The organism is Actinopolymorpha pittospori (genome assembly GCF_014873875.1).
Classification (GTDB): Bacteria; Actinomycetota; Actinomycetes; order Propionibacteriales; family Actinopolymorphaceae; genus Actinopolymorpha; species Actinopolymorpha pittospori.
In genome coordinates, this window is sequence record NZ_JADBEM010000001.1 from 3721741 (window position 1) to 3743907 (window position 22167).

Annotated in this window: 21 protein-coding genes; 19 read left to right on the forward strand and 2 right to left on the reverse strand. The window is 69.2% G+C overall.

From position 1 onward, the window contains the following. The first annotated feature begins 15 nt into the window (after positions 1-15). Complete coding sequence (gene trhA / locus HEB94_RS17660) at positions 16-690, forward strand: PAQR family membrane homeostasis protein TrhA (protein WP_192750909.1); 675 nt, start codon at positions 16-18, stop codon at positions 688-690. Positions 691-767: 77 nt separating this feature from the next. Here trhA and HEB94_RS17665 read toward each other — a convergent pair whose 3' ends face one another. Next, positions 768-1649 (reverse strand): PIG-L deacetylase family protein, encoded by an 882-nt coding sequence (locus tag HEB94_RS17665; protein WP_192750910.1) that lies wholly within the window; start codon positions 1647-1649, stop codon positions 768-770. A 61-nt stretch (positions 1650-1710) separates the two neighbouring features. Continuing rightward, positions 1711-3003, reverse strand: coding sequence for an isochorismate synthase (locus HEB94_RS17670; protein ID WP_192750911.1), 1293 nt, complete (start codon positions 3001-3003; stop codon positions 1711-1713). A 64-nt stretch (positions 3004-3067) separates the two neighbouring features. Between HEB94_RS17670 and HEB94_RS17675 the strand changes: the two genes are divergently transcribed. The 18 genes from HEB94_RS17675 to nuoN all read left to right on the forward strand — a co-directional run bounded on the left by HEB94_RS17675 (position 3068) and on the right by nuoN (position 22126). Further along, a complete protein-coding gene (locus HEB94_RS17675) occupies positions 3068-3760 on the forward strand; it encodes a demethylmenaquinone methyltransferase (RefSeq protein ID WP_192750912.1) in 693 nt (230 codons plus the stop codon). A 101-nt stretch (positions 3761-3861) separates the two neighbouring features. Next, positions 3862-4089 (forward strand): DUF433 domain-containing protein, encoded by a 228-nt coding sequence (locus HEB94_RS17680; protein WP_192750913.1) that lies wholly within the window; start codon positions 3862-3864, stop codon positions 4087-4089. Then, the gene (locus tag HEB94_RS17685; protein ID WP_192750914.1) at positions 4086-4454 is read left to right on the forward strand and encodes a DUF5615 family PIN-like protein; all 369 of its coding nucleotides are present in this window, start codon (positions 4086-4088) and stop codon (positions 4452-4454) included. The genes HEB94_RS17680 and HEB94_RS17685 overlap by 4 nt, the downstream gene beginning before the upstream one ends. A gap of 202 nt (positions 4455-4656) precedes the next feature. Then, a complete protein-coding gene (locus HEB94_RS17690; protein WP_192750915.1) occupies positions 4657-5958 on the forward strand; it encodes a geranylgeranyl reductase family protein in 1302 nt (433 codons plus the stop codon). Positions 5959-6105: 147 nt separating this feature from the next. Continuing rightward, positions 6106-6465, forward strand: coding sequence for an NADH-quinone oxidoreductase subunit A (locus tag HEB94_RS17695; protein WP_192750916.1), 360 nt, complete (start codon positions 6106-6108; stop codon positions 6463-6465). Positions 6466-6520: 55 nt separating this feature from the next. Next, positions 6521-7075 carry a NuoB/complex I 20 kDa subunit family protein gene (locus HEB94_RS17700; RefSeq protein WP_192750917.1) on the forward strand — a complete coding sequence of 185 codons (555 nt, stop codon included), beginning with the start codon at positions 6521-6523 and terminating at the stop codon, positions 7073-7075. Then, entirely contained in the window at positions 7072-7818 is a 747-nt protein-coding gene (locus HEB94_RS17705; RefSeq protein ID WP_192750918.1) for an NADH-quinone oxidoreductase subunit C, read from the forward strand. The genes HEB94_RS17700 and HEB94_RS17705 overlap by 4 nt, the downstream gene beginning before the upstream one ends. After that, positions 7818-9164: an NADH-quinone oxidoreductase subunit D gene (locus HEB94_RS17710; protein WP_192750919.1), complete on the forward strand. Its 1347-nt coding sequence runs from the start codon at positions 7818-7820 to the stop codon at positions 9162-9164. Before HEB94_RS17705 ends, HEB94_RS17710 begins: the two co-directional genes overlap by 1 nt. 23 nt (positions 9165-9187) lie before the next feature. Continuing rightward, complete coding sequence (gene nuoE, locus HEB94_RS17715) at positions 9188-10018, forward strand: NADH-quinone oxidoreductase subunit NuoE (protein ID WP_192756516.1); 831 nt, start codon at positions 9188-9190, stop codon at positions 10016-10018. Further along, positions 10015-11337, forward strand: a complete 1323-nt coding sequence (gene nuoF / locus HEB94_RS17720; RefSeq protein WP_192750920.1) for an NADH-quinone oxidoreductase subunit NuoF — start codon at positions 10015-10017, stop codon at positions 11335-11337. The genes nuoE and nuoF overlap by 4 nt, the downstream gene beginning before the upstream one ends. Then, positions 11334-13841, forward strand: a complete 2508-nt coding sequence (locus HEB94_RS17725) for an NADH-quinone oxidoreductase subunit G (RefSeq protein WP_192750921.1) — start codon at positions 11334-11336, stop codon at positions 13839-13841. Before nuoF ends, HEB94_RS17725 begins: the two co-directional genes overlap by 4 nt. Continuing rightward, positions 13838-15256 (forward strand): NADH-quinone oxidoreductase subunit NuoH, encoded by a 1419-nt coding sequence (gene nuoH, locus HEB94_RS17730; protein WP_192750922.1) that lies wholly within the window; start codon positions 13838-13840, stop codon positions 15254-15256. Before HEB94_RS17725 ends, nuoH begins: the two co-directional genes overlap by 4 nt. Next, positions 15249-15827, forward strand: coding sequence for an NADH-quinone oxidoreductase subunit NuoI (gene nuoI, locus HEB94_RS17735; RefSeq protein ID WP_192750923.1), 579 nt, complete (start codon positions 15249-15251; stop codon positions 15825-15827). Before nuoH ends, nuoI begins: the two co-directional genes overlap by 8 nt. Beyond that, complete coding sequence (locus tag HEB94_RS17740) at positions 15824-16696, forward strand: NADH-quinone oxidoreductase subunit J (RefSeq protein WP_192750924.1); 873 nt, start codon at positions 15824-15826, stop codon at positions 16694-16696. The genes nuoI and HEB94_RS17740 overlap by 4 nt, the downstream gene beginning before the upstream one ends. After that, positions 16693-16992: an NADH-quinone oxidoreductase subunit NuoK gene (gene nuoK, locus HEB94_RS17745; RefSeq protein WP_192750925.1), complete on the forward strand. Its 300-nt coding sequence runs from the start codon at positions 16693-16695 to the stop codon at positions 16990-16992. The genes HEB94_RS17740 and nuoK overlap by 4 nt, the downstream gene beginning before the upstream one ends. 72 nt (positions 16993-17064) lie before the next feature. Continuing rightward, positions 17065-18978, forward strand: coding sequence for an NADH-quinone oxidoreductase subunit L (gene nuoL, locus HEB94_RS17750; protein WP_192756517.1), 1914 nt, complete (start codon positions 17065-17067; stop codon positions 18976-18978). Further along, positions 18975-20567 (forward strand): NADH-quinone oxidoreductase subunit M, encoded by a 1593-nt coding sequence (locus HEB94_RS17755; RefSeq protein ID WP_192750926.1) that lies wholly within the window; start codon positions 18975-18977, stop codon positions 20565-20567. Before nuoL ends, HEB94_RS17755 begins: the two co-directional genes overlap by 4 nt. After that, on the forward strand, positions 20564-22126 hold the full coding sequence (gene nuoN, locus HEB94_RS17760; RefSeq protein ID WP_192750927.1) for an NADH-quinone oxidoreductase subunit NuoN: 1563 nt from the start codon (positions 20564-20566) through the stop codon (positions 22124-22126). Before HEB94_RS17755 ends, nuoN begins: the two co-directional genes overlap by 4 nt. Positions 22127-22167 lie beyond the last annotated feature (41 nt).

Below are 22167 nucleotides of genomic sequence, written 5' to 3' on the forward strand. Positions count from 1 at the left end.
AGCACGGAGGTGTCCATGCACGTGCCCGACCTCGGCGGCACCGTCCACGACGTCGCACAGACGGTCAAGCCGAAGTTGCGGGGTTGGCTGCACGCGGGGACGTTCCCGCTCTCCGTGGCGGCCGGCATCGTCATCGTCGTGCTGGCGCCGACGACCGAGGCGCGGATCGCGACGGCGATCTTCGCGTTGACGGCGAGCCTGCTGTTCGGTGTGAGCGCGCTCTACCACCGCGGCCGCTGGACGCCACGCGCCGCGGGCGTCCTACGCCGACTCGACCACGCCAACATCTTCCTGATCATCGCGGGCACCTACACGCCTTTCACGCTGCTGCTCCTCGACCGCCGCGACGCGCAGGTGCTGCTGACGATCGTGTGGGTCGGCGCGCTGCTCGGTGTCGCGTTCCGGGTGCTCTGGCTGGGCGCGCCGCGGTGGTTGTACGTGCCGGTCTACGTCGCGGTCGGCTGGGCGGCGGCGTTCTGGCTGCCGGCGTTCTTCTCCCGCGGCAGTACCGCCGTCTTCGTCCTGATCCTCGCGGGCGGGCTGCTCTACTCCGCGGGGGCGATCGTCTACGCCACCAAGAAGCCCAACCCCTCGCCGCGCTGGTTCGGTTTCCACGAGATCTTCCACGCGTTCACGGTCGCGGCGTTCGTCGCCCACTACGTCGGGATCTCACTCGCCGTCTACTCCTGAGCCTCTCCGGGGCCTCGCGGGGCCTCGCCGGTCGCACCGCGCACCGGTAGCCGGCACGCGTGCGACGGCACGTCACCTCAGGGGCGGAGCGGGCGGAAGTACTCGTGCGGCGGACCGACCACCTCGGCGATGGTCCTGAGCAGGATGCCGTCGCCCACCGGCGGCTCGTCGGGGACGAGATCGGGCAGGGCCGCGGAGCCCAGCCCGGGCGCGTAGGCGTCCAGGGCGGCCAGCTTGGCGGCGCCGGCGTCGGGGGACCAGGCGGTCCGGAGGAGGCCGCGCTCCGACGTCCCCACGATCCGGGTCGTCCCGATCTGGCCGCCCGGCACCAGCCCCGCGAGGCGCTCGCGGGCGGTCGTGACGTCGTCCGCACGTACGCAGCCGCCGAGCGCCAGGGCAGGCGTGCCGGTCGAACCCAGGAGGTCCAGTGCGGCCAGGACCGCTTCGTGGGCACGGATGTGGTCGGGGTGACCGGTCACGCCGTCGGCGTCGACCGTGACCAGGACGTCGGGCCGGTACTCCGTCAACAGATCCTTGACAGCGACGGCGATCTCGGCCGGGTCACCGGCGGCCAGCGAGCCCGGCCCCGAATCGCCGACGTCGCGCCAACGTCCGGGAGCGACGACACCGAACCGGCGTACTCCGAGCGCCGTGCACGCCGAGGCGTACCGCGCGAGTCCCGCGATGGCGGCCGCCTCGAGCGCGCCGAGGTCGGCACGGTCGACGGCCCTCCTCGCCGGCGCCACGCCGATCGCGCCGGCCTCGCCCGCGGTCAGGGTCGCGAGCCGTACGTCGCGGCCGGCCGCCACGCAGGCGGCGAACGTCGCGCCGGCGAAGAAGGTCTCGTCGTCGGGATGGGCGAACACGCCGAGCACCCGCCGACCGGCCACCAGCTCACCCAGGTCGAGCCCACCCAGACCGAGTTCACCCAGACCGGGTGCACCCAGCTCGTCCGCCATCTCCCGGCACCCCCATCTCCGTGATCATGGAACGCCGCCGCCCGCTCGGACGCGTGCCTCCTCAGGTCCCGAGCGCGTCGCGTACGGGCACCAGCTTCGCCTGCGCCTCCGCGAGTTCGGCCTCGGGCACGGAGTCGGCGACGATCCCGCAACCGGCGAACAGCCGCAGCCGTCGGGAGTCCTCCGGGTCGATCTGCGCGCACCGCAGGGCGATTCCCCACTCGCCGTTTCCGGCCGCGTCCACCCAGCCGACGGGCCCGGCGTAGCGCCCCCGGTCCATGTGTTCCAGCTCGGCGATCAGCTCGAGGGCGACCGGCGTGGGCGTACCGCACACCGCGGCGGAGGGATGCAGCGCGGCGGCGAGTTCGAGGGCGGTGGAGTCATCGGCGAGGACCCCCGCGAGGTCGGTCGCGAGGTGCATGACGTTGGGCAGGTGGAGGACGAACGGCGACTCCGGCACGTTGACGCTCGAGCAGTGCGGCGCGAGCGCGTCGGCCACCGAACGAACGGCGTACTCGTGTTCCTCGAGGTCCTTGCTCGACCGCGCGAGCGAGGCGGCCAGGGCGAGGTCGTGCGCGTCGTCGTTGCTGCGGCGGATCGTTCCCGCGAGAACACGCGAGGTGACCAGGCCGTTCTCCAGCCGGACCAGCATCTCCGGGGTCGCGCCGATCAGGCCCTGGACGGCGTAGGTCCAGCACGCGGGGTAGTCCTGTGCGATCCGCGTCAGCGGCCAGCGGAAGTCGATCGGCTTCTCGGCGATCGCGAGGAGGTCCCGGGCGAGCACCACCTTGTCGAGCTCGCCGGCACCGATCCGGCGTACGGCGTCGGCCACCGCGGCCGCCCACTGAGCGCCGGTGAGGGCACCGTCGGCGAAGACCACGCCTTCGGGCCGGCCCACCTGCGAGGAGGTGGGGAACGACGCGATCGACGGCACCACCGGCAGTGCCGGCTCGACGGCGATCGTGGTCAGCCAGGTCCGGTCACCCCTGCGGCCGAGGACGATGCGTGGCACGATAAGGGTGGAATGTCCGGGTTCGTCCGCGAACGCGAAGGAGCCGAAGGCCACCAGCCCGGTGCCGGGCTCCCCGATCTCGTCACGAACGGCGGCCGAGGCCGACAGTCGTGACCACCAGCGGACCGCGGTCGCGAACCGGTCGGGTCCCGCGACGTCGAGTCGGACGGCCTCGCCGTGACCGACGAGTCCTTCGCCGCGTCGCACCCAGGCGGTGGCCTCGGTGGGCGGCAGTGTGGCGAGCAGGTCGACCTCGCGGCCCAGCTCGGTGGTGCGTACGACGAGTCGCGGCGTACTGCCCGGCGCCAGGTCGTCGTCGTGGATGGCCGATGATTCCGTCACGGCTCCCCAGCGTAGGAGGTCGGCCCTGGGCGACGCCCCGGGCCGGGCGTGAGAGGTTGGACACGTGGCACGTGCATCCCTGGCAAAGGCGCCGCACGAGGTGGCGACGATGTTCGACGACATCTCGGAGCGGTATGACCTGGTGAACGACCTGCTCTCGCTCGGGCAGGACCGCTGGTGGCGGCGTGCGGTGGTGAACGCCGTCGACCCGCGCCCGGGCGAGCGCGTCCTCGACCTCGCGGCCGGAACTGGCACCTCGAGTGCTCCCATGGCCAAGCCCGGCGTCCTGGTCGTTCCCTGCGACTTCTCGCTGGGGATGGTCGCGCGCGGTAAGCGCCTGCGTCCGGAACTGTCGTTCGTCGCCGGCGATGCGTTGCGGCTGCCGTTCGCGGACGCGAGCTTCGACGCGGTCACGGTCTCGTTCGGGTTGCGCAACGTGGTCGACGTGGACGCCGGCCTCGCGGAGCTCCTGCGGGTGACGCGGCCCGGTGGGCGGGTCGTGGTGTGCGAGTTCAGCCGCCCGGTCTGGCCGCCGTTCCGCACGGTGTACGTCGAGTACCTCATGCGCGCGGTCCCCGCGATCGCGCGCCGGGTGTCCTCCGGCCCGGATGCCTACGTCTACCTGGCCGAGTCGATCCGAGCCTGGCCCGGGCAGGAGGAACTCGCCGCGGGGTTCGCGAAGGTCGGCTGGTCGCGCGTCGAGTGGCGCAACCTGAGCGGCGGCATCGTCGCGATGCACCGGGCGCACCGGCCCTGAGGCGCTCGCCGCCGCACTCGTTCGAACCCCGTCACAGACCCTGACCGTGCCCAGGAGGCGCGCCGATCCGTAGCGATCGTGAGGACCGAAGGAGCCAGAAGGTGTTGGACCGGATCACCGTCGAGCCGGGCAAGATGGACGGACGACCCTGCATCCGTGGCCTGCGATTCACCGTGGCCCAGCTGGTGCGCCTGGTCGCCGCCGGCTGGAGGCTCGAACAGATCCAGGTGGAGTTCCCGTTCGTGGAGGCCGAGGACCTGCGTCAGGCGCTGCTGTACGCCGCCTCGGCCGCCGAGGTCACGATGGTCCCGTTGCGGGAACCCGCGTGAGGTTCCTCGCCGACAAGAACATCTCCACCCGGCTGTGCCACTACCTCGAGGCGGCCGGTCACGACGCCGTCCACGTCGACGCCCTCGACCTGCAGGGGGCGGCCGACGTCGACCTGCTGGAGCATGCCCGGTTCGACCAGCGGGTGCTCATCTCCTCGTTCACCGAGTTCGGCCTGCTGCTGGCGGGTCAGCGCTCGCTCGGGCCGTCGGTGCTGGTCACCGAGGAGGTCTCGGCGGCCCCGGCGGCCGACCTCGCCGAGGTGTTCCTCGCGCACCTGGACGTCATCGCCGACGATCTCCAGATCGGTGCGATCGTGGCGCTCGGAGCCCGCGGTATCCGCGTTCGAAGACTGCCACTTCGATGACAGTTGTCCGGGGCCGGCCAGGCGCTTTTTTGCAACCCGAACGTCGCTTAAATCCCCAGGTCAGCGCTGGCGTGGGGGCTTGCGCATCGATGGCGGGGTACCTCGTAGACTGTCACCGTCAAGGATTCGTGAAGACGTTCACAAGTCCTCAGACCGAGCTACCGAACCAGGTCCCGACATCTCTAACCAGGCATGAGGGCCGATGAGCCGCAAGAGCGCTGATTACGACGCGGACGTCATCGTCGTCGGAGCAGGTCCGGCTGGTGCCACGACCGCATATCACCTGGCCCGCACCGGCCTCGACGTTCTCCTTCTCGAGAAGACGGCGTTCCCGCGCGAGAAGGTGTGTGGCGACGGGCTCACCCCCCGCGCCGTGAAGCAACTCGTCGCCATGGGCATCGACACCTCCGAGGCCGCGGGCTGGTTGCAGAACAAGGGCCTGCGCATCTACGGCGGCGGGATGCGGCTCGAACTTCCCTGGCCGGACCTGGCCGAGTTCCCTTCGTACGGGCTCGTGCGCAAGCGCAGCGACTTCGACGAGATGCTCGCCCGGCACGCGGAGAAGGCCGGCGCCCGGCTGCTCGAGCGCACCACCGTGACCGGTCCGGTCACCGACGAGAGCACCGGTCGGCTGGTGGGCGTGACCGCGAAGCCGTCCCGCGAGGCCGGGTCGGACGCCGTGCCGGAAGAGGTCACCTACCGCGCGCCGCTGGTGATCGCCGCTGACGGCAACTCCTCCCGGCTCTCGGTCTCGGTCGGCCTGCGCCGGCGCGAGGACCGCCCGATGGGCGTGGCCGTACGCACCTACTTCACCAACCCTCGCCACGACGACGACTGGCTGGAGTCCTGGCTCGAGCTCTGGGACGGCAAACCGGGGCAGAGCAACCTGCTTCCTGGCTACGGCTGGGTGTTCGGCATGGGCGACGGCACCAGCAACGTCGGGCTCGGACTCCTCAACACCAGCACGGGCTTCCAGAACACCGACACCCGGGCGCTGCTCAAGGCGTGGTTGTCGGGAATGCCGGAGGAGTGGGGCTTCGTCGACGACCAGCAGGTCGGTCCGGTGCGCGGAGCGGCACTCCCGATGGGGTTCAACCGGCAGCCCCACTACTCTTCTGGTCTGTTGCTCGTCGGTGACGCCGGCGGCATGGTCAACCCCTTCAACGGCGAAGGGATCGCCTACGCCATGGAGTCGGGCGAGCTGGCGGCACAGATCGTCGCCCAGGCACTCGCGCGGCCCGACGGCTCCTCCCGCGAGCGGGTTCTGCGCACCTACCCGCGCGCGCTCAAGGCGCAGTACGGCGGTTACTACACGCTCGGGCGGGTGTTCGTGAAGGCGATCGGCGATCCCCGGATCATGAAGCTGGCCACGCGACACGGCCTGCCGCACCCGGTGCTGATGCGCTTCACGATCAAGTTGCTGGCCAACCTGACCGACCCTCGTGGAGGCGACGCGATGGACCGGGTCATCAACGCCATGTGCAAAGTGGCTCCGGCGGCCTAGGGAGGGTGCGGTGAAATCGGTGTGGCGATCAAACCGGCGGAGCGCCGCCGGACCGGGGTCCGTGGCGGATCCCGCGAAAAAGAGGAGCCCTAGGATGACCAGCCCGGGGGCCGGAACGACTACAGCCAGAAAGGGGAGCAGGTCGGCGTGAACCCCTATGTGCCGATTCTGATACTGCTTCTGCTCGGCGGCGGCTTCGCGGTCGTCTCGGCCGTGGCCGGGTCCGTCATGGGCCCGAAGCGCTACAACCGGGCGAAGGTGGAGTCCTACGAGTGTGGGATCGAACCCACACCGCAGCCGGCCGGTGGTGGTCGCTTCCCGGTGAAGTACTACATCACCGCGATGCTCTTCATCATCTTCGACATCGAGATCATCTTCCTGTACCCGTGGGCGGTCGCCTTCGACCAGATGGCGATGTTCGGGCTGGTCGAGATGGTGCTGTTCATCCTGACCGTTTTCGTGGCCTACGCCTACGTCTGGAAGCGCGGGGGGCTCGAATGGGACTGAACCACGCGCCGGGCCCGCTGGGTCCGACCATGCACTCGGAAGAGGGCTGACAACCATGGGCATGGAAGAGAAGCTGCCCGCCGGGGTCCTGCTGACCACGGTCGAAGGCATCGTGGGCTACTTCCGCAAGGCGTCGGTGTGGCCCGCGACGTTCGGCCTGGCCTGCTGCGCGATCGAGATGATGACGACCGGTGGGCCCCGCTACGACACCGCGCGGTTCGGCATGGAGGTCTTCCGCGCGTCGCCCCGCCAGGCCGACCTGATGATCGTCGCCGGCCGGGTGAGCCAGAAGATGGCACCCGTGCTGCGGCAGATCTACGACCAGATGCCCGAGCCCAAGTGGGTGCTGTCGATGGGTGTCTGCGCGTCGAGCGGCGGGATGTTCAACAACTACGCGATCGTCCAGGGCGTCGACCACGTCGTCCCCGTCGACATCTACCTGCCCGGCTGCCCGCCGCGCCCGGAGATGCTGCTCGACGCGATCGTCAAGCTGCACCACAAGATCCAGACGGACAAGCTCGGCGTCAACAAGAAGCGCCTGCTCGAGGAGCAGGAGCGCGTCGCCCTCGAGAGCGCGCCGACCTCGCAGATGAAGGGGCTGCTGCGATGAGCGACGAGCAGAAGCCTGACGCCGGGCAGCAGCCCGACGAAGGCCAGGAACGCCTGCCGAGCCGCCGTGAGCCGACGCCGCCGGAGGTCATCGAGACCCGGCGCGGCGCGTTCGGCGCGCGGGGCAGCGGTGACACCTCCGGCTACGGCCGCCTGGTCCGCACGGTCGTCACCCCCGGTGGAACCCCGCCGCCCTACGGCGGCTGGTTCGACGAGGTCGCCCAGCGACTCGACCGGGTGCTCGGCGAGGACGGCACCCCGGCGTTCGACGAGGCGATCGAGAAGGTCGTCGTCGACCGCGGCGAGATCACGTTCTATGTCCGGCGTACGCACCTGATCGACGTCGCTCGCAAGCTGCGCGACGACGTGGGTCTGCGGTTCGAGTTCTGCAGCGGTGTCTCAGGTGTTCACTACCCAGGCGACACCGGCCGCGAACTCCACTCCGTTATCCACCTGCTCTCCATGACCCACAACCGCCGGATCCGGCTCGAGGTGACCTGCCCGGACGCCGATCCGCACATGCCGTCGGTCGTCGACATCTACCCGACCGCCGACTGGCACGAGCGCGAGGCCTACGACTTCTTCGGCATCGTCTACGACGGACACCCGGGCCTGACCCGGATCGAGATGCCCGACGACTGGCCGGGGCACCCGCAGCGCAAGGACTACCCACTGGGCGGCATCCCTGTCGAGTACAAGGGCGCAACCATTCCGCCTCCGGACGAGCGGAGGTCATACAACTGATGACTACGCAGCAAGAGAAGCCTCAGGACCCCTACGCCGGTCTCCGGGACACCACCGAAGGCCAGGTCTTCACCGTCACTGGCCAGGACTGGGACTCCGTTGTGCAGGGAGTCTCCGAGGCCAATGAGGAACGGGTCGTCGTCAACATGGGCCCGCAGCACCCGTCCACCCACGGCGTTCTCCGGCTGATCCTCGAACTCGAGGGCGAGACCGTGAAGGACATGCGGTGCGGGATCGGCTATCTCCACACCGGTATCGAGAAGAACATGGAATACCGGACGTGGACCCAGGGCGTGACCTTCTGCACCCGCGCTGACTACCTCTCGCCGTTCTACAACGAGGCCGCCTACGTCGGAGCGATGGAGAAGCTGCTCGGCATCGAGGACGACATCCCCGAGCGGGCGAAGGTCATCCGGGTGCTGATGATGGAGCTCAACCGCATCTCCTCCCACCTGGTGGCGATCGCCACCGGCGGCATGGAGATCGGCGCCCTCACGGTCATGACGATCGGGTTCCGCGAGCGGGAGAAGACACTCGACCTGTTCGAGCTGATCACCGGCCTGCGGATGAACCACGCGTACATCCGCCCCGGCGGTGTGTCGCAGGACCTGCCCGACGGCACGCTCGACCAGATCCGCGAGTACATCGTCTGGATGAAGAAGCACCTGCCCGAATACGCCGAACTCTGCAACGAGAACCCCATCTTCAAGGGGCGCCTCGGCGAGAACGGCTACCTCGACCTGACCGGCTGCATGGCACTCGGTGCGAGCGGGCCGGTGCTCCGCGCGACCGGCTACCCGTGGGACCTGCGCAAGACCCAGCCCTACTGGGGTTACGAGACCTACGACTTCGACGTGAAGACGTGGGACTCCTGCGACTCCTACGGTCGGTTCCGGATCCGCGTCGAGGAGATGCACGAGAGCCTCAAGATCGTCGAGCAGTGCGTCGAGCGTCTCGAGAAGCCGGGCCCGGTCATGGTGGCCGACAAGAAGATCGCCTGGCCGAGCCAGCTGGCCCTCGGGCCGGACGGTCTGGGCAACTCACTCGACCACATCAAGCACATCATGGGCGAGTCGATGGAAGCCCTGATCCACCACTTCAAGCTGGTGACCGAGGGCTTCCGGGTGCCGGCCGGCCAGGCCTACTTCGCGGTGGAGTCGCCGCGCGGCGAGCTGGCCTGCCACCTGGTCTCCGATGGTGGGACCCGGCCGTTCCGGGCCCACTTCCGCGACCCGTCCTTCGTCAATCTGCAGACGGCGGCGGCGATGTGCGAAGGCGGCCAGGTCGCCGACGTCATCGTCGCGGTCGCGAGCATCGACCCCGTGATGGGTGGGGTGGACCGGTGATCAGCGACAAGACACGTGCGGAGATGCGGGAGATCATCGCGCGCTACCCGGAGCCGCGCTCGGCGCTGCTCCCGATGCTCCACCTCGTCCAGAGCGAGGAGGGCCACGTCAGCCCCGAGGGCATCGAGGTGTGCGCCGAACTCCTGGACATCACCGCGGCGGAGGTCGCGGCGGTGGCGACGTTCTACACGATGTACAAGCGTCGTCCCGTCGGTGACTACCACGTGGGCGTGTGCACCAACACCCTCTGCGCGGTCATGGGTGGCGACGCGATCTTCTCGAGCCTGAAGGACCACCTCGGGATCGGCAACGACGAGACCACCGAGGACGGTTCCATCACCCTGGAGCACGTCGAGTGCAACGCGGCGTGCGACTTCGCGCCCGTGGTGATGGTCAACTGGGAGTTCTTCGACAACATGACTCCCCAGCGGGCCCGGAAGCTGGTCGACGACCTGCGCGCGGGCGTGGAGGTCGAGGCCGACCGCGGTGCACGGGTGTGCACGTGGCGGCAGGCCGAGCGGGTGCTCGCGGGCTTCCCCGACGGCCGCGCCGACGAGGGGCCCGCCAGTGGTGAGGCCTCCCTGGTGGGGCTCCGGCTGGCACACGAGCGAGGCTGGTCCGCGGTAGGTGGCGGCGAGGGCACGGCGCCCGACCTCACCACCCGCCCGTCCACCCCCGCCGAGGCCACCCGGGCAGCCGAGCAGTCCGACACCCAGCGCGCGCACTCCGAGTCGCGCGCCGCCGAGGTGGGTTCGGGGACGGGCGCCGGTCCCGACAAGCGAGCCGACGCGCCGGAGGGCAAGAGGCCCGGTGGCGCTGCCTCGAACGGTGAAGGCGAGAAGGGACAGCGATGACGGATCCGCTGACGCCGGTCCTCACGGCCAACTGGGCGCAGGAGGGGTCCTGGACCCTGCCGGCGTACGTCGACCAGGGTGGCTACCGCGCGCTCAAGCACGCGGTGACCCTCGACCCCAACGACGTCATGCAGATGGTCAAGGACTCCGGCCTGCGCGGTCGTGGAGGCGCGGGCTTCCCGACCGGGATGAAGTGGGGCTTCCTGCCGCCGCTGGCGGACAAGCCGCGCTACCTCGTCGTCAACGCCGACGAGTCCGAGCCGGGTACCTGCAAGGACATCCCGTTGATGTTGGCGAGCCCGCACACGCTGGTCGAGGGCGTCATCATCTCGGCCTACGCGATCCGGGCGCGGCAGGCGTTCATCTACGTACGCGGTGAGGTCCTGCACGTCATCCGACGGCTGCAGCAGGCGGTCTCGGACGCCTACGCCGCCGGCTACATCGGCAAGGACATCCTCGGCTCGGGCTACGACCTCGAGGTCGTCGTGCACGCGGGCGCGGGCGCCTACATCTGTGGCGAGGAGACCGCGCTGCTCGACTCCCTGGAAGGCCGTCGCGGCCAACCCCGGCTGCGGCCGCCCTTCCCGGCCGTCGCGGGTCTGTACGCCTCGCCCACTGTCATCAACAACGTGGAGTCGATCGCGAGCGTTCCCGCGATCGTCGCCAACGGCCCTGAGTGGTTCTCCTCGATGGGGACCGAGAAGAGCAAGGGGCACGTCATCTACTCGCTGTCCGGACACGTCGAGCGTCCCGGGCAGTACGAAGGCCCGCTGGGCATCACGCTGCGGGAACTCCTCGAGCTCGCCGGCGGCATCCGCGCCGGGCACGAGCTGAAGTTCTGGACGCCGGGCGGCTCGTCCACGCCGATGCTCACCAAGGAGCATCTCGACGTCCCGCTCGACTACGAGGGAATGATGGGCGTCGGCAGCATGCTCGGCACCCGTGCCCTCCAGATGTTCGACGACACGACCTGTGTCGTGCGGGCGGTGCTCCGGTGGACGGAGTTCTACAAGCACGAGTCCTGCGGCAAGTGCACGCCGTGCCGTGAAGGCACGTGGTGGCTGGTGCAGCTCCTCGAACGCCTGGAGCACGGCGACGGCAGCGTCGACGACCTGGACACGCTGCTCGACCTGTGTGACAACATCGCCGGCCGGTCGTTCTGCGCCCTGGCCGACGGTGCGGTCGCGCCGATCATGTCGTCCCTCAAGCACTTCCGCGACGAATACGTCGCGCACTTCGAGCACGGCGGCTGCCCGTTCGACCCGGCGGCCGCGACCCTGTTCGAGGCCGAGACTGCGACCGCAGGAGTTGGCGTATGACTGTGCAGGCGTCCGACCAGACGTCGGCCGAACTGGAAGACCTCGTCACCCTCACCATCGACGACGTCCAGGTGAGCGTGCCGAAGGGCACCCTGCTGATCCGCGCGGCGGAGATGATCGGGATCCAGATCCCGCGCTTCTGCGACCACCCGCTGCTGGACCCGGTGGGCGCCTGTCGGCAGTGCCTGGTCGACATCCCGGACGCGGGCAACGGTCGTGGCTTCCCCAAGCCGCAGGCGTCCTGCACCATCGAGGTCGCCCCGGGCATGGTCGTCAAGACCCAGTTGACGTCGCAGGTCGCGGACAAGGCCCAGCAGGGGATCATGGAGTTCCTGCTGGTCAACCACCCGCTCGACTGCCCGATCTGTGACAAGGGCGGCGAGTGCCCGCTGCAGAACCAGGCGATGAGCAACGGCCGGGGTGAGACGCGCTTCCACGAGGAGAAGCGCACCTACCCCAAGCCGATCAACATCTCCAGCCAGGTGCTGCTCGACCGCGAACGCTGCGTCCTCTGCGCGCGCTGCACCCGCTTCTCCAACCAGGTGGCCGGTGACCCGTTCATCGAGTTGCTCGAGCGGGGCGCGCTGCAGCAGGTCGGCATCTACGAGAAGGAGCCGTTCTCGAGCTACTTCTCCGGCAACACCATCCAGATCTGCCCGGTGGGCGCGCTGACGAGCTCGCAGTACCGCTTCCGGTCCCGGCCGTTCGACCTGGTGTCGAGCCCGAGCACCTGCGAGCACTGCGCCAACGGCTGCTCCATCCGCACCGACCACCGGCGCGGCAAGGTCATGCGCCGGCTCTCCGGCGACGACCCCGAGGTCAACGAGGAGTGGATCTGCGACAAGGGCCGGTTCGCCTTCCGGTACGCCGTCGAGAAGGACCGCCTCACCACTCCGCTGGTCCGTGACGAGGAGAGCGGCGAGCTGCGTCCCGCCTCCTGGTCGGAGGCGTTCCGGGTGGCCGCCGACGGTCTCGCGGCCGCGCAGGGCGGTGCCGGTGTCCTGACCGGTGGCCGGGTGACGATGGAGGACGCCTACGCCTACGCGAAGTTCGCCCGGGTCACGCTCGGGACGAACGACGTCGACTTTCGCGCCCGCCAGCACTCCCACGAGGAGGCGGACTTCCTCTCCTCCGCCGTGGCGGGCACCGGCCTCGGTGTCACCTACCGCGAGCTCGAGGCGGCCCGCTCGGTCCTGCTCGTCGGCCTCGAGGTCGAGGAGGAGGCGCCGATCGTCTTCCTGCGGCTGCGCAAGGCGGCACGCAAGGGCGGCACCAAGGTCCTGTCGATGGGCTCGCACACCACCCGCGGGCTCGAGAAGCTGTCCGGCACGCTGCTGCGGGCCGCTCCCGGCACCGAGGCGGAGTTCCTCGACGCACTCGCCAACGGCGGTGCCGAGAGCGGGCTCGACGAGGCCGGTCTCACCGCCGCGGAGGCGCTGCGCGGTGAGCGCAGCGTCATCCTGGTCGGTTCCCGCCTGGCCGCGGTGCCCGGCGCACTCTCGGCCGTGCTGCGGCTGGCCGAGGTGACGGGCTCCCGGCTCGCCTGGGTTCCGCGCCGCGCGGGCGAGCGCGGCGCCGTCGACGCCGGCTGCCTCCCGCACCTGCTGCCCGGTGGCCGGCCGAGCTTCGACGCGGCCGCGCGGGTGGACCTCAGCACCGCCTGGGGCGTCGGCGACCTGCCGATCGAGCCCGGTCGCGACACCTCGACGATGCTCACCGCCGCCGCCCGCGGCGAGCTGGGCGCCTTGGTCGTCGGAGGCGTCGAGATCGCCGACCTGCCTGACCCGGCCGCGGCGCGGGTCGCGCTGGAGAAGGCCGCGTTCGTGGTGAGCCTGGAGCTCGCCGCCAGCGAGGTCACCGAGTACGCCGACGTGGTGTTCCCGGTGGCCGCGGTCGCCGAGAAGGCCGGCACCTTCGTCGACTGGGAGGGCCGGGTCCGGCCGTTCGAGCAGGCGCTGCGTGACGCCGACCACCGCTCGGACCTGTGGGTCCTCGCGGGCCTGGCCGACGAGCTCGACGCGCCGCTCGGCTTCTCCACCGTCGAGGGCGCACGTGCGGAGCTCGTCGAACTCGGAGCCTGGGACGGCGCCCGCGCCGTGCCCCCGCGCCTGCCTTCACCCGACCCGGCACAGCCGCGCGACGGTGAGGCCGTCCTCGCCACCTGGTCGCAGCTGCTCGACCAGGGCCGCCTGCAGGTTGGTGAGCCGCAGCTGGCCGGAACGGCACGCCCGGCCCGGGCCTACCTCTCCGCGGCCACCGCCGCGACCCTCGGACTCGCCGAAGGCGAGCACCTCTCGGTCTCCACGAACCGTGGTGAAGTGAACCTGCCGCTCGTCATCGGGGACCTGCCCGACCAGGTGGTCTGGCTGCCCACGAACTCGCCGGGCTCGGCGATCCACGAGAGGCTCGGCGTCGACGCCGGCGCCATCGTCGGGATCGCCCGCGCGGCGTCGCCGGCGAGCGACACCAACCAGGCCGATGCCAGTCAGGGAGGTCCGGCATGACCGCCGCCACTGTGACGCCCCTCGCCGCCGGGGAGCTGTCGGCGTTCGGCAACGACCCGTGGTGGATCGTCCTCATCAAGGCTGTCGCGATCACGGTCCTGCTGCTCGTCTTCACGATCTTCAACGTGTGGTTCGAGCGGAAGGTCGTCGCCCGGATGCAGCACCGCATCGGGCCCAAGGTGCACGGCCCCTTCGGTCTGCTCCAGAGCCTCGCCGACGGCGTCAAGCTGTCGCTGAAGGAGACGATCCGGCCGAAGAACATCGACACCGTGATCTACGTGCTGGCGCCGGTGATCTCGGCGGCGATGGCGTTCACGGCGTTCTCGGTCATCCCGCTCGGCCCGGAGGTGAGCATCTTCGGCCACCGCACGCCGCTGCAGCTCACCGACCTGCCGGTCGGTGTCCTGCTGGTGCTGGCGGTCGCCTCGCTCGGCATCTACGGCATCGTGCTGGGTGGCTGGTCGTCGGGTTCGACTTACCCGCTGCTCGGTGGTCTGCGCTCCTCGGCGCAGATGATCTCCTACGAGGTCGCGATGGGCCTCGCGTTCGTCGCGGTGTTCCTCTACTCCGGCTCGATGTCGACCTCGGAGATCGTCGGCGCCCAGGCGAGCGGCACATCGGCCAACATCTTCGGCCTGGAGGTCCAGCTACCGAGCTGGTATGCCATCGTGCTGCTCCCGTCGTTCGTCATCTACATCATCTCCATGGTCGGTGAGACGAACCGTGCGCCGTTCGACCTGCCCGAGGCCGAGGGCGAGCTGGTGGCGGGCTTCCTGACCGAGTACTCCTCGATGAAGTACCTCCTGTTCTTCCTCGCCGAGTACGTCAACATGGTCACGGTCTCGGCCCTGGCCACCACGATGTTCCTCGGCGGCTGGCGGGCGCCGTGGCCGCTCTCGCTGTGGTCCGGCGCCAACGAGGGCTGGCTCCCGCTGGTGTGGTTCATCGGCAAGGTCCTGGTCTTCATGTTCGTCTTCATCTGGCTGCGCGGAACGATGCCGCGCTTCCGCTACGACCAGTTCATGCGCATCGGGTGGAAGTTCCTGATCCCGATCGCGCTGGTCTGGACGGTCTTCGTCGCGACCGCGCGGGCGACCCTCACCGCCGGCTACCAACGCCAGTTCTTCATCGGCGTCGGGGCCGTGATCGTCGCCGTGCTCCTGTTGTCGTTCGTCTACGACTCCAGGGCGGCACGCCGCGAGAAGGCCGAACAGGACGCCAAGGAAGAAGCCGAGAAGGTCCCGTTCGATCCGTTCGTCGGGGGCTACCCAGTCCCGCCGATGCCGGGACAGAAGGTGCCCGACCTGGAGCCGGCGGCGGTCACGCTGTCGGCCGCGACGGCGGGCTCGGACGGCCGGGCGTCCGGGGACACACGATCCACCGACAGAGCAGGCCAGGAGGACTCCCGTGGCTAGTCTCAAGCAGCAGCTCTGGGACCCGATTGCAGGATTCGGGGTGACCTTCCGGACGATGTTCCGGAAGGCGGTCACCGAGCAGTACCCGTTCGAGAAGAAGCCCACCGCGCCGCGGTTCCACGGCCGGCACCAGCTCAACCGGCACCCCGACGGGCTGGAGAAGTGCATCGGCTGTGAGCTGTGCGCGTGGGCCTGCCCGGCGGACGCGATCTACGTCGAGGGTGCGGACAACACCGAAGGTGGCCGCTTCTCGCCAGGCGAACGCTACGGCCGGGTGTACCAGATCAACTACCTGCGCTGTATCTTCTGCGGGCTGTGCATCGAGGCGTGCCCCACCCGGGCACTCACGATGACCAACGAGTACGAGCTCGCCGACGACGACCGCGCCAAGCTGATCTACGAGAAGAAGGACCTGCTGGCTCCGATGCTTCCGGGCATGGAGGAGCCACCGCACGAGATGCGGCTCGGTAAGGACGAGAAGGACTACTACCTCGGCGCCGGACTCCCCGGCTGGTCCAGCGGTGGCTCCAAGGAGAAGAAGAACGTGGAGAGCGAGGCAGCGCACTCATGACCGCGACGTTCTGGGTGCTCGCACCGATCGCGGTGCTGGCCGCCCTGGGCATGGTGCTCGCCCGGAAGGCGGTGCACAGTGCGCTGCTCCTGGCAGCGGTGATGATGTGCCTCGCGATTCTCTACGCGAGCCAGGACGCGCCGTTCCTCTTCGCCGTCCAGGTGATCGTCTACACCGGCGCCATCCTGATGCTCTTCCTGTTCGTCCTGATGCTCGTCGGTGTCGACGCCTCCGACTCACCGGTGGAGACACTGCGTGGGCAACGCTGGCTGGCGATCATCGGCGCGATCATCTTCGGGGTCCTGATCTTCACCGCGATCGGCGGGATCACCCTCGGGCAACCGGTCGGGCTGGCCGCGGCGACGCCGGACGGAAACGTCCCGGGCCTCGCGGGGCTGCTCTTCTCGAAGTACGTCTTCGCCTTCGAGGTCACGAGCGCGCTGCTGATCACCGCGGCGATGGGCGCGATGATCCTCGCCCACCGCGAGCGGCTGACCGCCAAGCTGACCCAGAAGGAACTCGCCGAGCAGCGGTTCAAGGACTACGCCGACCGCGGCCGGCACCCGGGCCAGCTGCCGGCGCCGGGCACGTTCGCCCGACACAACGCTGTCGACACACCCGCCCTGCTGCCCGACGGCACCGCGGCGGAGTCGTCGGTGTCCCGGGTCCTCATCGCCCGCGGCACCGTGCGCGATCCGGAGCGCTACACCAACCAGGTGCCGGGGCTGGAGCCCTACACGGGCAAGCCGCGGCCCCGGTCGGTGCGCCACCGCCCAGACGGTGAGGCGTCGGCCAACGGACACTCCAAGAACGGCGCGGCCGGCGAGGGTGACTCCGGCGAGGGCACTCACGAAGGAAGTGACGCATGACCGCCGGCCCCTACCTCGTGCTGTCCGCGCTGCTGTTCATCATCGGCGCGCTCGGCGTGCTCGTACGCCGCAACGCCATCGTCGTGTTCATGTGCGTCGAGCTGATGCTGAACGCCGGCAACCTGGCCTTCGTGTCGTTCGCCCGCCAGTGGGGCAACCTCGAGGGCCAGACCGTGGCGTTCTTCGTGATGGTCGTGGCGGCGGCCGAGGTCGTCGTCGGACTGGCGATCATCATGACCATTTTCCGGACTCGTCGCTCGGCCTCCGTCGACGACGCCAGCCTGCTGAAGTTCTAGCGGGCTGCATATTCCGATGCGGCTAGTTCTGATGCGAGAGGCGAGACCCACGTGACCACCCCTGTGAGCGCCCTGGCCCAGGCCGGCGAGCAAGCGGCCCAGGCGAGCGGCGTCTTCTCGCTGCTGTGGCTGATCGTCGCCATCCCGGCGGTGTCGGCAGCGGTGATCCTCCTTTCCGGACGCGCTGGCAAGTCCTGGGGTCACCTGCTCGGGTGCGCTGCCCCGATCGCGTCGTTCGTGTTGGGCGCGGTGATGTTCTTCACCATGCTCGGACGCGGCGCGGACGACCGGGCCGTCCAGCAGCAGCTCTTCACCTTCATCCCGCTGCCGAGCTACCACGTCGAGGCGGGCCTGCTGCTGGACCAGCTGTCGGTGTGCTTCGTCCTGCTCATCACCGGCGTCGGCAGCATCATCCACATCTACTCCCTTGGCTACATGGCCCACGACGAGCGCAGGAAGAGGTTCTTCGGATACCTCAACCTGTTCGTCGCGGCGATGCTGCTGCTGGTCCTCGCCAACGACTTCCTGTTCGTCTTCATCGGCTGGGAGGGCGTCGGTGTCGCCTCGTACCTGCTGATCGGCTTCTGGCAGCACAAGCACTCGGCAGCCACGGCGGCCAAGAAGGCGTTCGTCGTCAACCGTGTCGGTGACGTCGGCCTGTCCCTGGCCGTCATGTTGATGCTGGCGACGTTCGGCACCTCCTCCTTCGCGGGCGTCTTCTCCCACATCGGCGCCGCAGGCACCGGCATCGCCACCGCGCTCGGGTTCCTGCTCCTGCTGGGCGCGTGCGGAAAGTCGGCGCAGTTCCCGCTGCAGTCCTGGCTGCTGGACGCGATGGAGGGTCCGACCCCGGTCTCCGCGCTGATCCACGCCGCGACGATGGTGACCGCGGGCGTCTACCTCGTGACCCGCTCGCACGCGATCTTCGACCAGGCACCCGCCGCGCAGTCCGCGGTGGTGGCGGTCGGCACGATCACCCTGCTCATGGGTGCGGTGATCGGGTGTGCGAAGGACGACCTGAAGAAGGCGCTGGCCGGTTCGACGATGAGCCAGATCGGCTACATGATGCTCGCGGCCGGGCTCGGTCCGGTGGGCTACGCCTTCGCGATCTTCCACCTGCTGACGCACGGCTTCTTCAAGGCCGACATGTTCCTCGGCGCCGGTTCGGTCATGCACGGCATGAACGACGAGATCAACATGCGCAGGTTCGGTGCGCTGCGCAAGTTCATGCCGCTGACCTTCGGCACGTTCGTGGTCGGCTACCTCGCGATCATCGGAGTCCCGCCCTTCGCCGGGTTCTTCAGCAAGGACAAGATCATCGAGGCGGCCTTCTCCTACAACATCTGGATCGGCCTGTGCGCGCTGGTCGGCGCCGGCATCACGGCGTTCTACATGAGCCGGATGGTCTACATGACCTTCCTCGGCCACAAGCGCTGGGCCAAGGACGCCCACCCGCACGAGTCGCCACCGGTGATGACGATTCCGCTGATCATCCTGGCCGCGCTCAGCCTGGTCGGTGGTGCCGGCCTGGCCTACCTCGGCGGTGGCATCGTCAGCTGGCTCGAGCCGGTCGTGGGGGAGGAGCACGCCGAAGGGCCGATGTCGGTACTCGCGATGACCCTCCTGACGCTCCTCGTCGTCGCGCTCGGCATCGTCGCGGCCTGGTACTTCGTGGCCCGGCGTGACGTTCCGGAGGTGGCTCCGACGAAGGTGTCGCCGATCACCACGGCCGCCCGTCGTGACCTGTACGGCGACGCGTTCAACGAGGTCGTGCTGATGCGCCCCGGCCAGGAGGTCACCCGCGGTCTGGTGACCTTCGACGACCGCGGTGTCGACGGCGTGGTCACCGGCCTCGCGGCGTTCGTCGGTGGTGTCTCCGGCCGGGTCCGCCGACTGCAGACCGGCTTCGTCCGCTCCTACGCTCTCGTCATGTTCGGGGGCGCCGCCCTCGTCGTCGTGTCCATGCTGTTGGTGAGGCTGTCGTGAACAACTTCCCTTGGCTGACCGTCATCGGCGTGCTCCCCGCCGTCGGGGCGATCGTCGTGGCTCTCCTACCGAAGGGCCGCGACCTGCTCGCGAAGCAGACCGCCCTGGCCTTCTCCACGGTCGCGTTGATCCTCACGATCGTGCTGGCGGTGCGCTTCGACCCGAACGCCGCCGGCTCAGGCGACGGGCACCACTTCCAGTTCGTCGAGCAGCACCAGTGGATCCCGGCGTTCGGTGTCCACTACGCGCTCGGCCTGGACGGGATCGGTCTGGTCCTGTTCGTGCTGACCGCGCTCCTCACGCCGGTGGTGATGCTGGCCTCCTGGAACGACGCCGACCCACCGGCGGTGGAGGGCGAGGAGACCGTGGCGCCGCGTCGTAGCGTCAAGACCTTCTTCGCGCTGATGCTGGTGCTGGAGACGCTGGCGCTGGGCGTCTTCTCGGCGACCGACGTCTTCCTCTTCTACCTGCTGTTCGAGGCGACGCTGATCCCGGTCTACTTCCTGATCGGTAGCTACGGCGGGCCGAGGCGCTCCTACGCCGCGGTGAAGTTCCTCATCTACAGCCTCCTCGGTGGTCTGTTGATGCTGGCCTCCGTGATCGGCCTGTACGCCCTGTCGGTGGCGCAGACCAACGGGCAGCCGTCGTTCCTGCTCAACGCGCTGACCCAGCTCAACATCGACCCGGCCACCCAGAAGTGGCTGTTCGCGGGCTTCTTCGTGGCGTTCGCGATCAAGGCGCCGATGTGGCCGGTCCACACCTGGCTGCCCGACGCCGCCCGGGAGGCGACACCTGGCACCTCGGTCCTGCTGGTCTCGATCCTCGACAAGATCGGGACGTTCGGCATGATCCGCTTCTGCCTGCAGCTCTTCCCGGACGCCTCGAAGTGGGCGACGCCGGTGGTGATCACACTGGCGGTGATCAGCGTCATCTACGGCGCGGTGCTTGCGATCGGGCAGCGCGACATCAAGCGCCTGATCGCCTACAGCTCGGTCTCCCACTTCGGCGTCATCGTGCTCGGCATCTTCGCGATGACGAGCACGGGCCAGACCGGCGCGACGCTCTACATGCTGAACCACGGTCTGTCGACGGCGGCGTTGTTCCTCGTCGGCGGTTACCTCATCTCCCGGCGGGGGTCCTCCCGGATCTCCGACTTCGGTGGGGTGGACAAGGTGGCGCCGGTGTTGTCCGGCACCTTCCTGTTCGCCTGTCTGTCGGGCCTCGCCCTACCTGGGCTGGCGCCGTTCGTGAGTGAGTTCCTCTCCCTCTCGGGGACGTTCAGCCGCTACGAGCTGCCGGCGATCATCGCGACCTGCGGGATCATCCTGGCGGCGCTCTACATGCTGATCGTCTACCAACGCACGATGACCGGCCCGACCGCCTCGAGCGTGGCGAAGATGCGTGACCTGCGGCCACGTGAGATCTTCGCGGTGGCGCCGCTGATCATCCTCATCCTCGTGCTCGGGTTGTTCCCCAAGCCCGCCATCGCCTTGATCTCGCCTGCGGTCGAGTCGACGATGAGCCGGGTCGGTGTGACCGATCCGGCGCCGAAAGTCCCCGTCACGGCTCCTTCGGAAGGTACGAAGTGACTCCGATCATCCTGGCCCAGGAGTTTCAGAGCCCGACGATCGAGTACTCCAAGCTCGCGCCGATGCTCATCGTCTTCGGTGCGGCGATCCTCGGCGTACTCCTCGAGGCGTTCCTTCCGCGTCGGCTGCGCTACCCGACCCACGTCGTCGTCGCCCTCGTCGCCCTGGTGGCGGCGCTGGTGACGACGATCGGGCTGGCCGGTACCTCGATGGTGGCGGCCGAGGGCGCGGTCGCGATCGACGGCTTCACGTTGTTCCTGTGGGGCACCATCATCGTGATGGCGATCATCTCCGTCCTGTTGCTGGCCGAGCGCCACGTCGACGGTGGAGTGACGGCGTTCGCGGCCCAGGCGTCGGCGCTGCCCGGCACCGAGGCCGAGCGTGAGGCGCTCAGCCGCCGGCTCGAGCAGACCGAGGTGTTCCCGCTCTTCCTCTTCGCGGTCGGCGGCATGCTGCTGTTCCCCGCCGCCAACGACCTGTTGACGATGTTCGTCGCGCTCGAGGTGCTCTCGCTCCCGCTGTACCTCCTGTGTGGCCTGGCCCGGCGGCGCCGGCTGCTGTCGCAGGAAGCCGCGATGAAGTACTTCCTGCTCGGCGCCTTCGCCTCGGCGTTCTTCCTCTACGGCATGGCGCTGCTCTACGGCTTCGCCGGCACGGTGTCGTTCTCCGGCATCGCTGCGGCCGTCGGCGCGAAGGTCGGCCTGGACGGGCTGCTGCTCGGTGGCACGGCGCTGGTCGCGGTCGGCCTGCTGTTCAAGATCGGTGCCGCGCCGTTCCACATGTGGACGCCGGACGTCTACCAGGGCGCTCCGACCGCCATCACCGGCTTCATGGCCGCCTGCACCAAGATCGCCGCGTTCGGCGCCCTGCTCCGGCTCTTCTACGTCGCGCTCGGTGCGGCTCGCTGGGACTGGCAGCCGATGATCTGGGTCATCGCCATCATCACGATGGGGGTGGGCGCGGTACTCGCGCTCACGCAGACCGACATCAAGCGGATGCTGGCGTACTCCTCGATCGCGCACGCGGGCTTCCTGCTGGTGGGCTTCGTCGGGGTCCGCGACGCCATCGCGGCGAACACCTCCGCGGTGCTCTTCTACCTCGCGGCCTACGGCTTCGCCACGGTCGGCGCCTTCGCGGTCGTCACGCTGGTCCGCGACCAGAGTGGCGAGGCGACGCACCTGTCCCGGTGGGCCGGGCTCGGGAAGAAGTCCCCGTTGCTCGCCGGCGTCATGACGCTGTTCCTGCTCGCCTTCGCCGGAATCCCGCTGACCAGTGGCTTCATGGGCAAGTGGGCGGTCTTCAGCGCGGCCTGGGAGGGCGGCGCCTGGCCGCTCGTGGTGATCGGTGTGTTGGCCAGTGTGGTGGCGGCGTTCTTCTACGTCCGGGTCATCGTGGTGATGTTCTTCTCCACGCCGGCCGCCGAGGGACCGACCGTCGCGGTGCCGAGCGTCTTCACCTCGGTCGCGGTCGCTGTGGGCGTCGCCGCTACGGTTGTCCTGGGTCTGATGCCGCAGCCGCTGTTCGAGCTCGCGACACGGGCCGCACACCTGGTGGGTTAGACGCGATCCGCAGGTGTGACGACACGCCCGCAGGGGAGGTA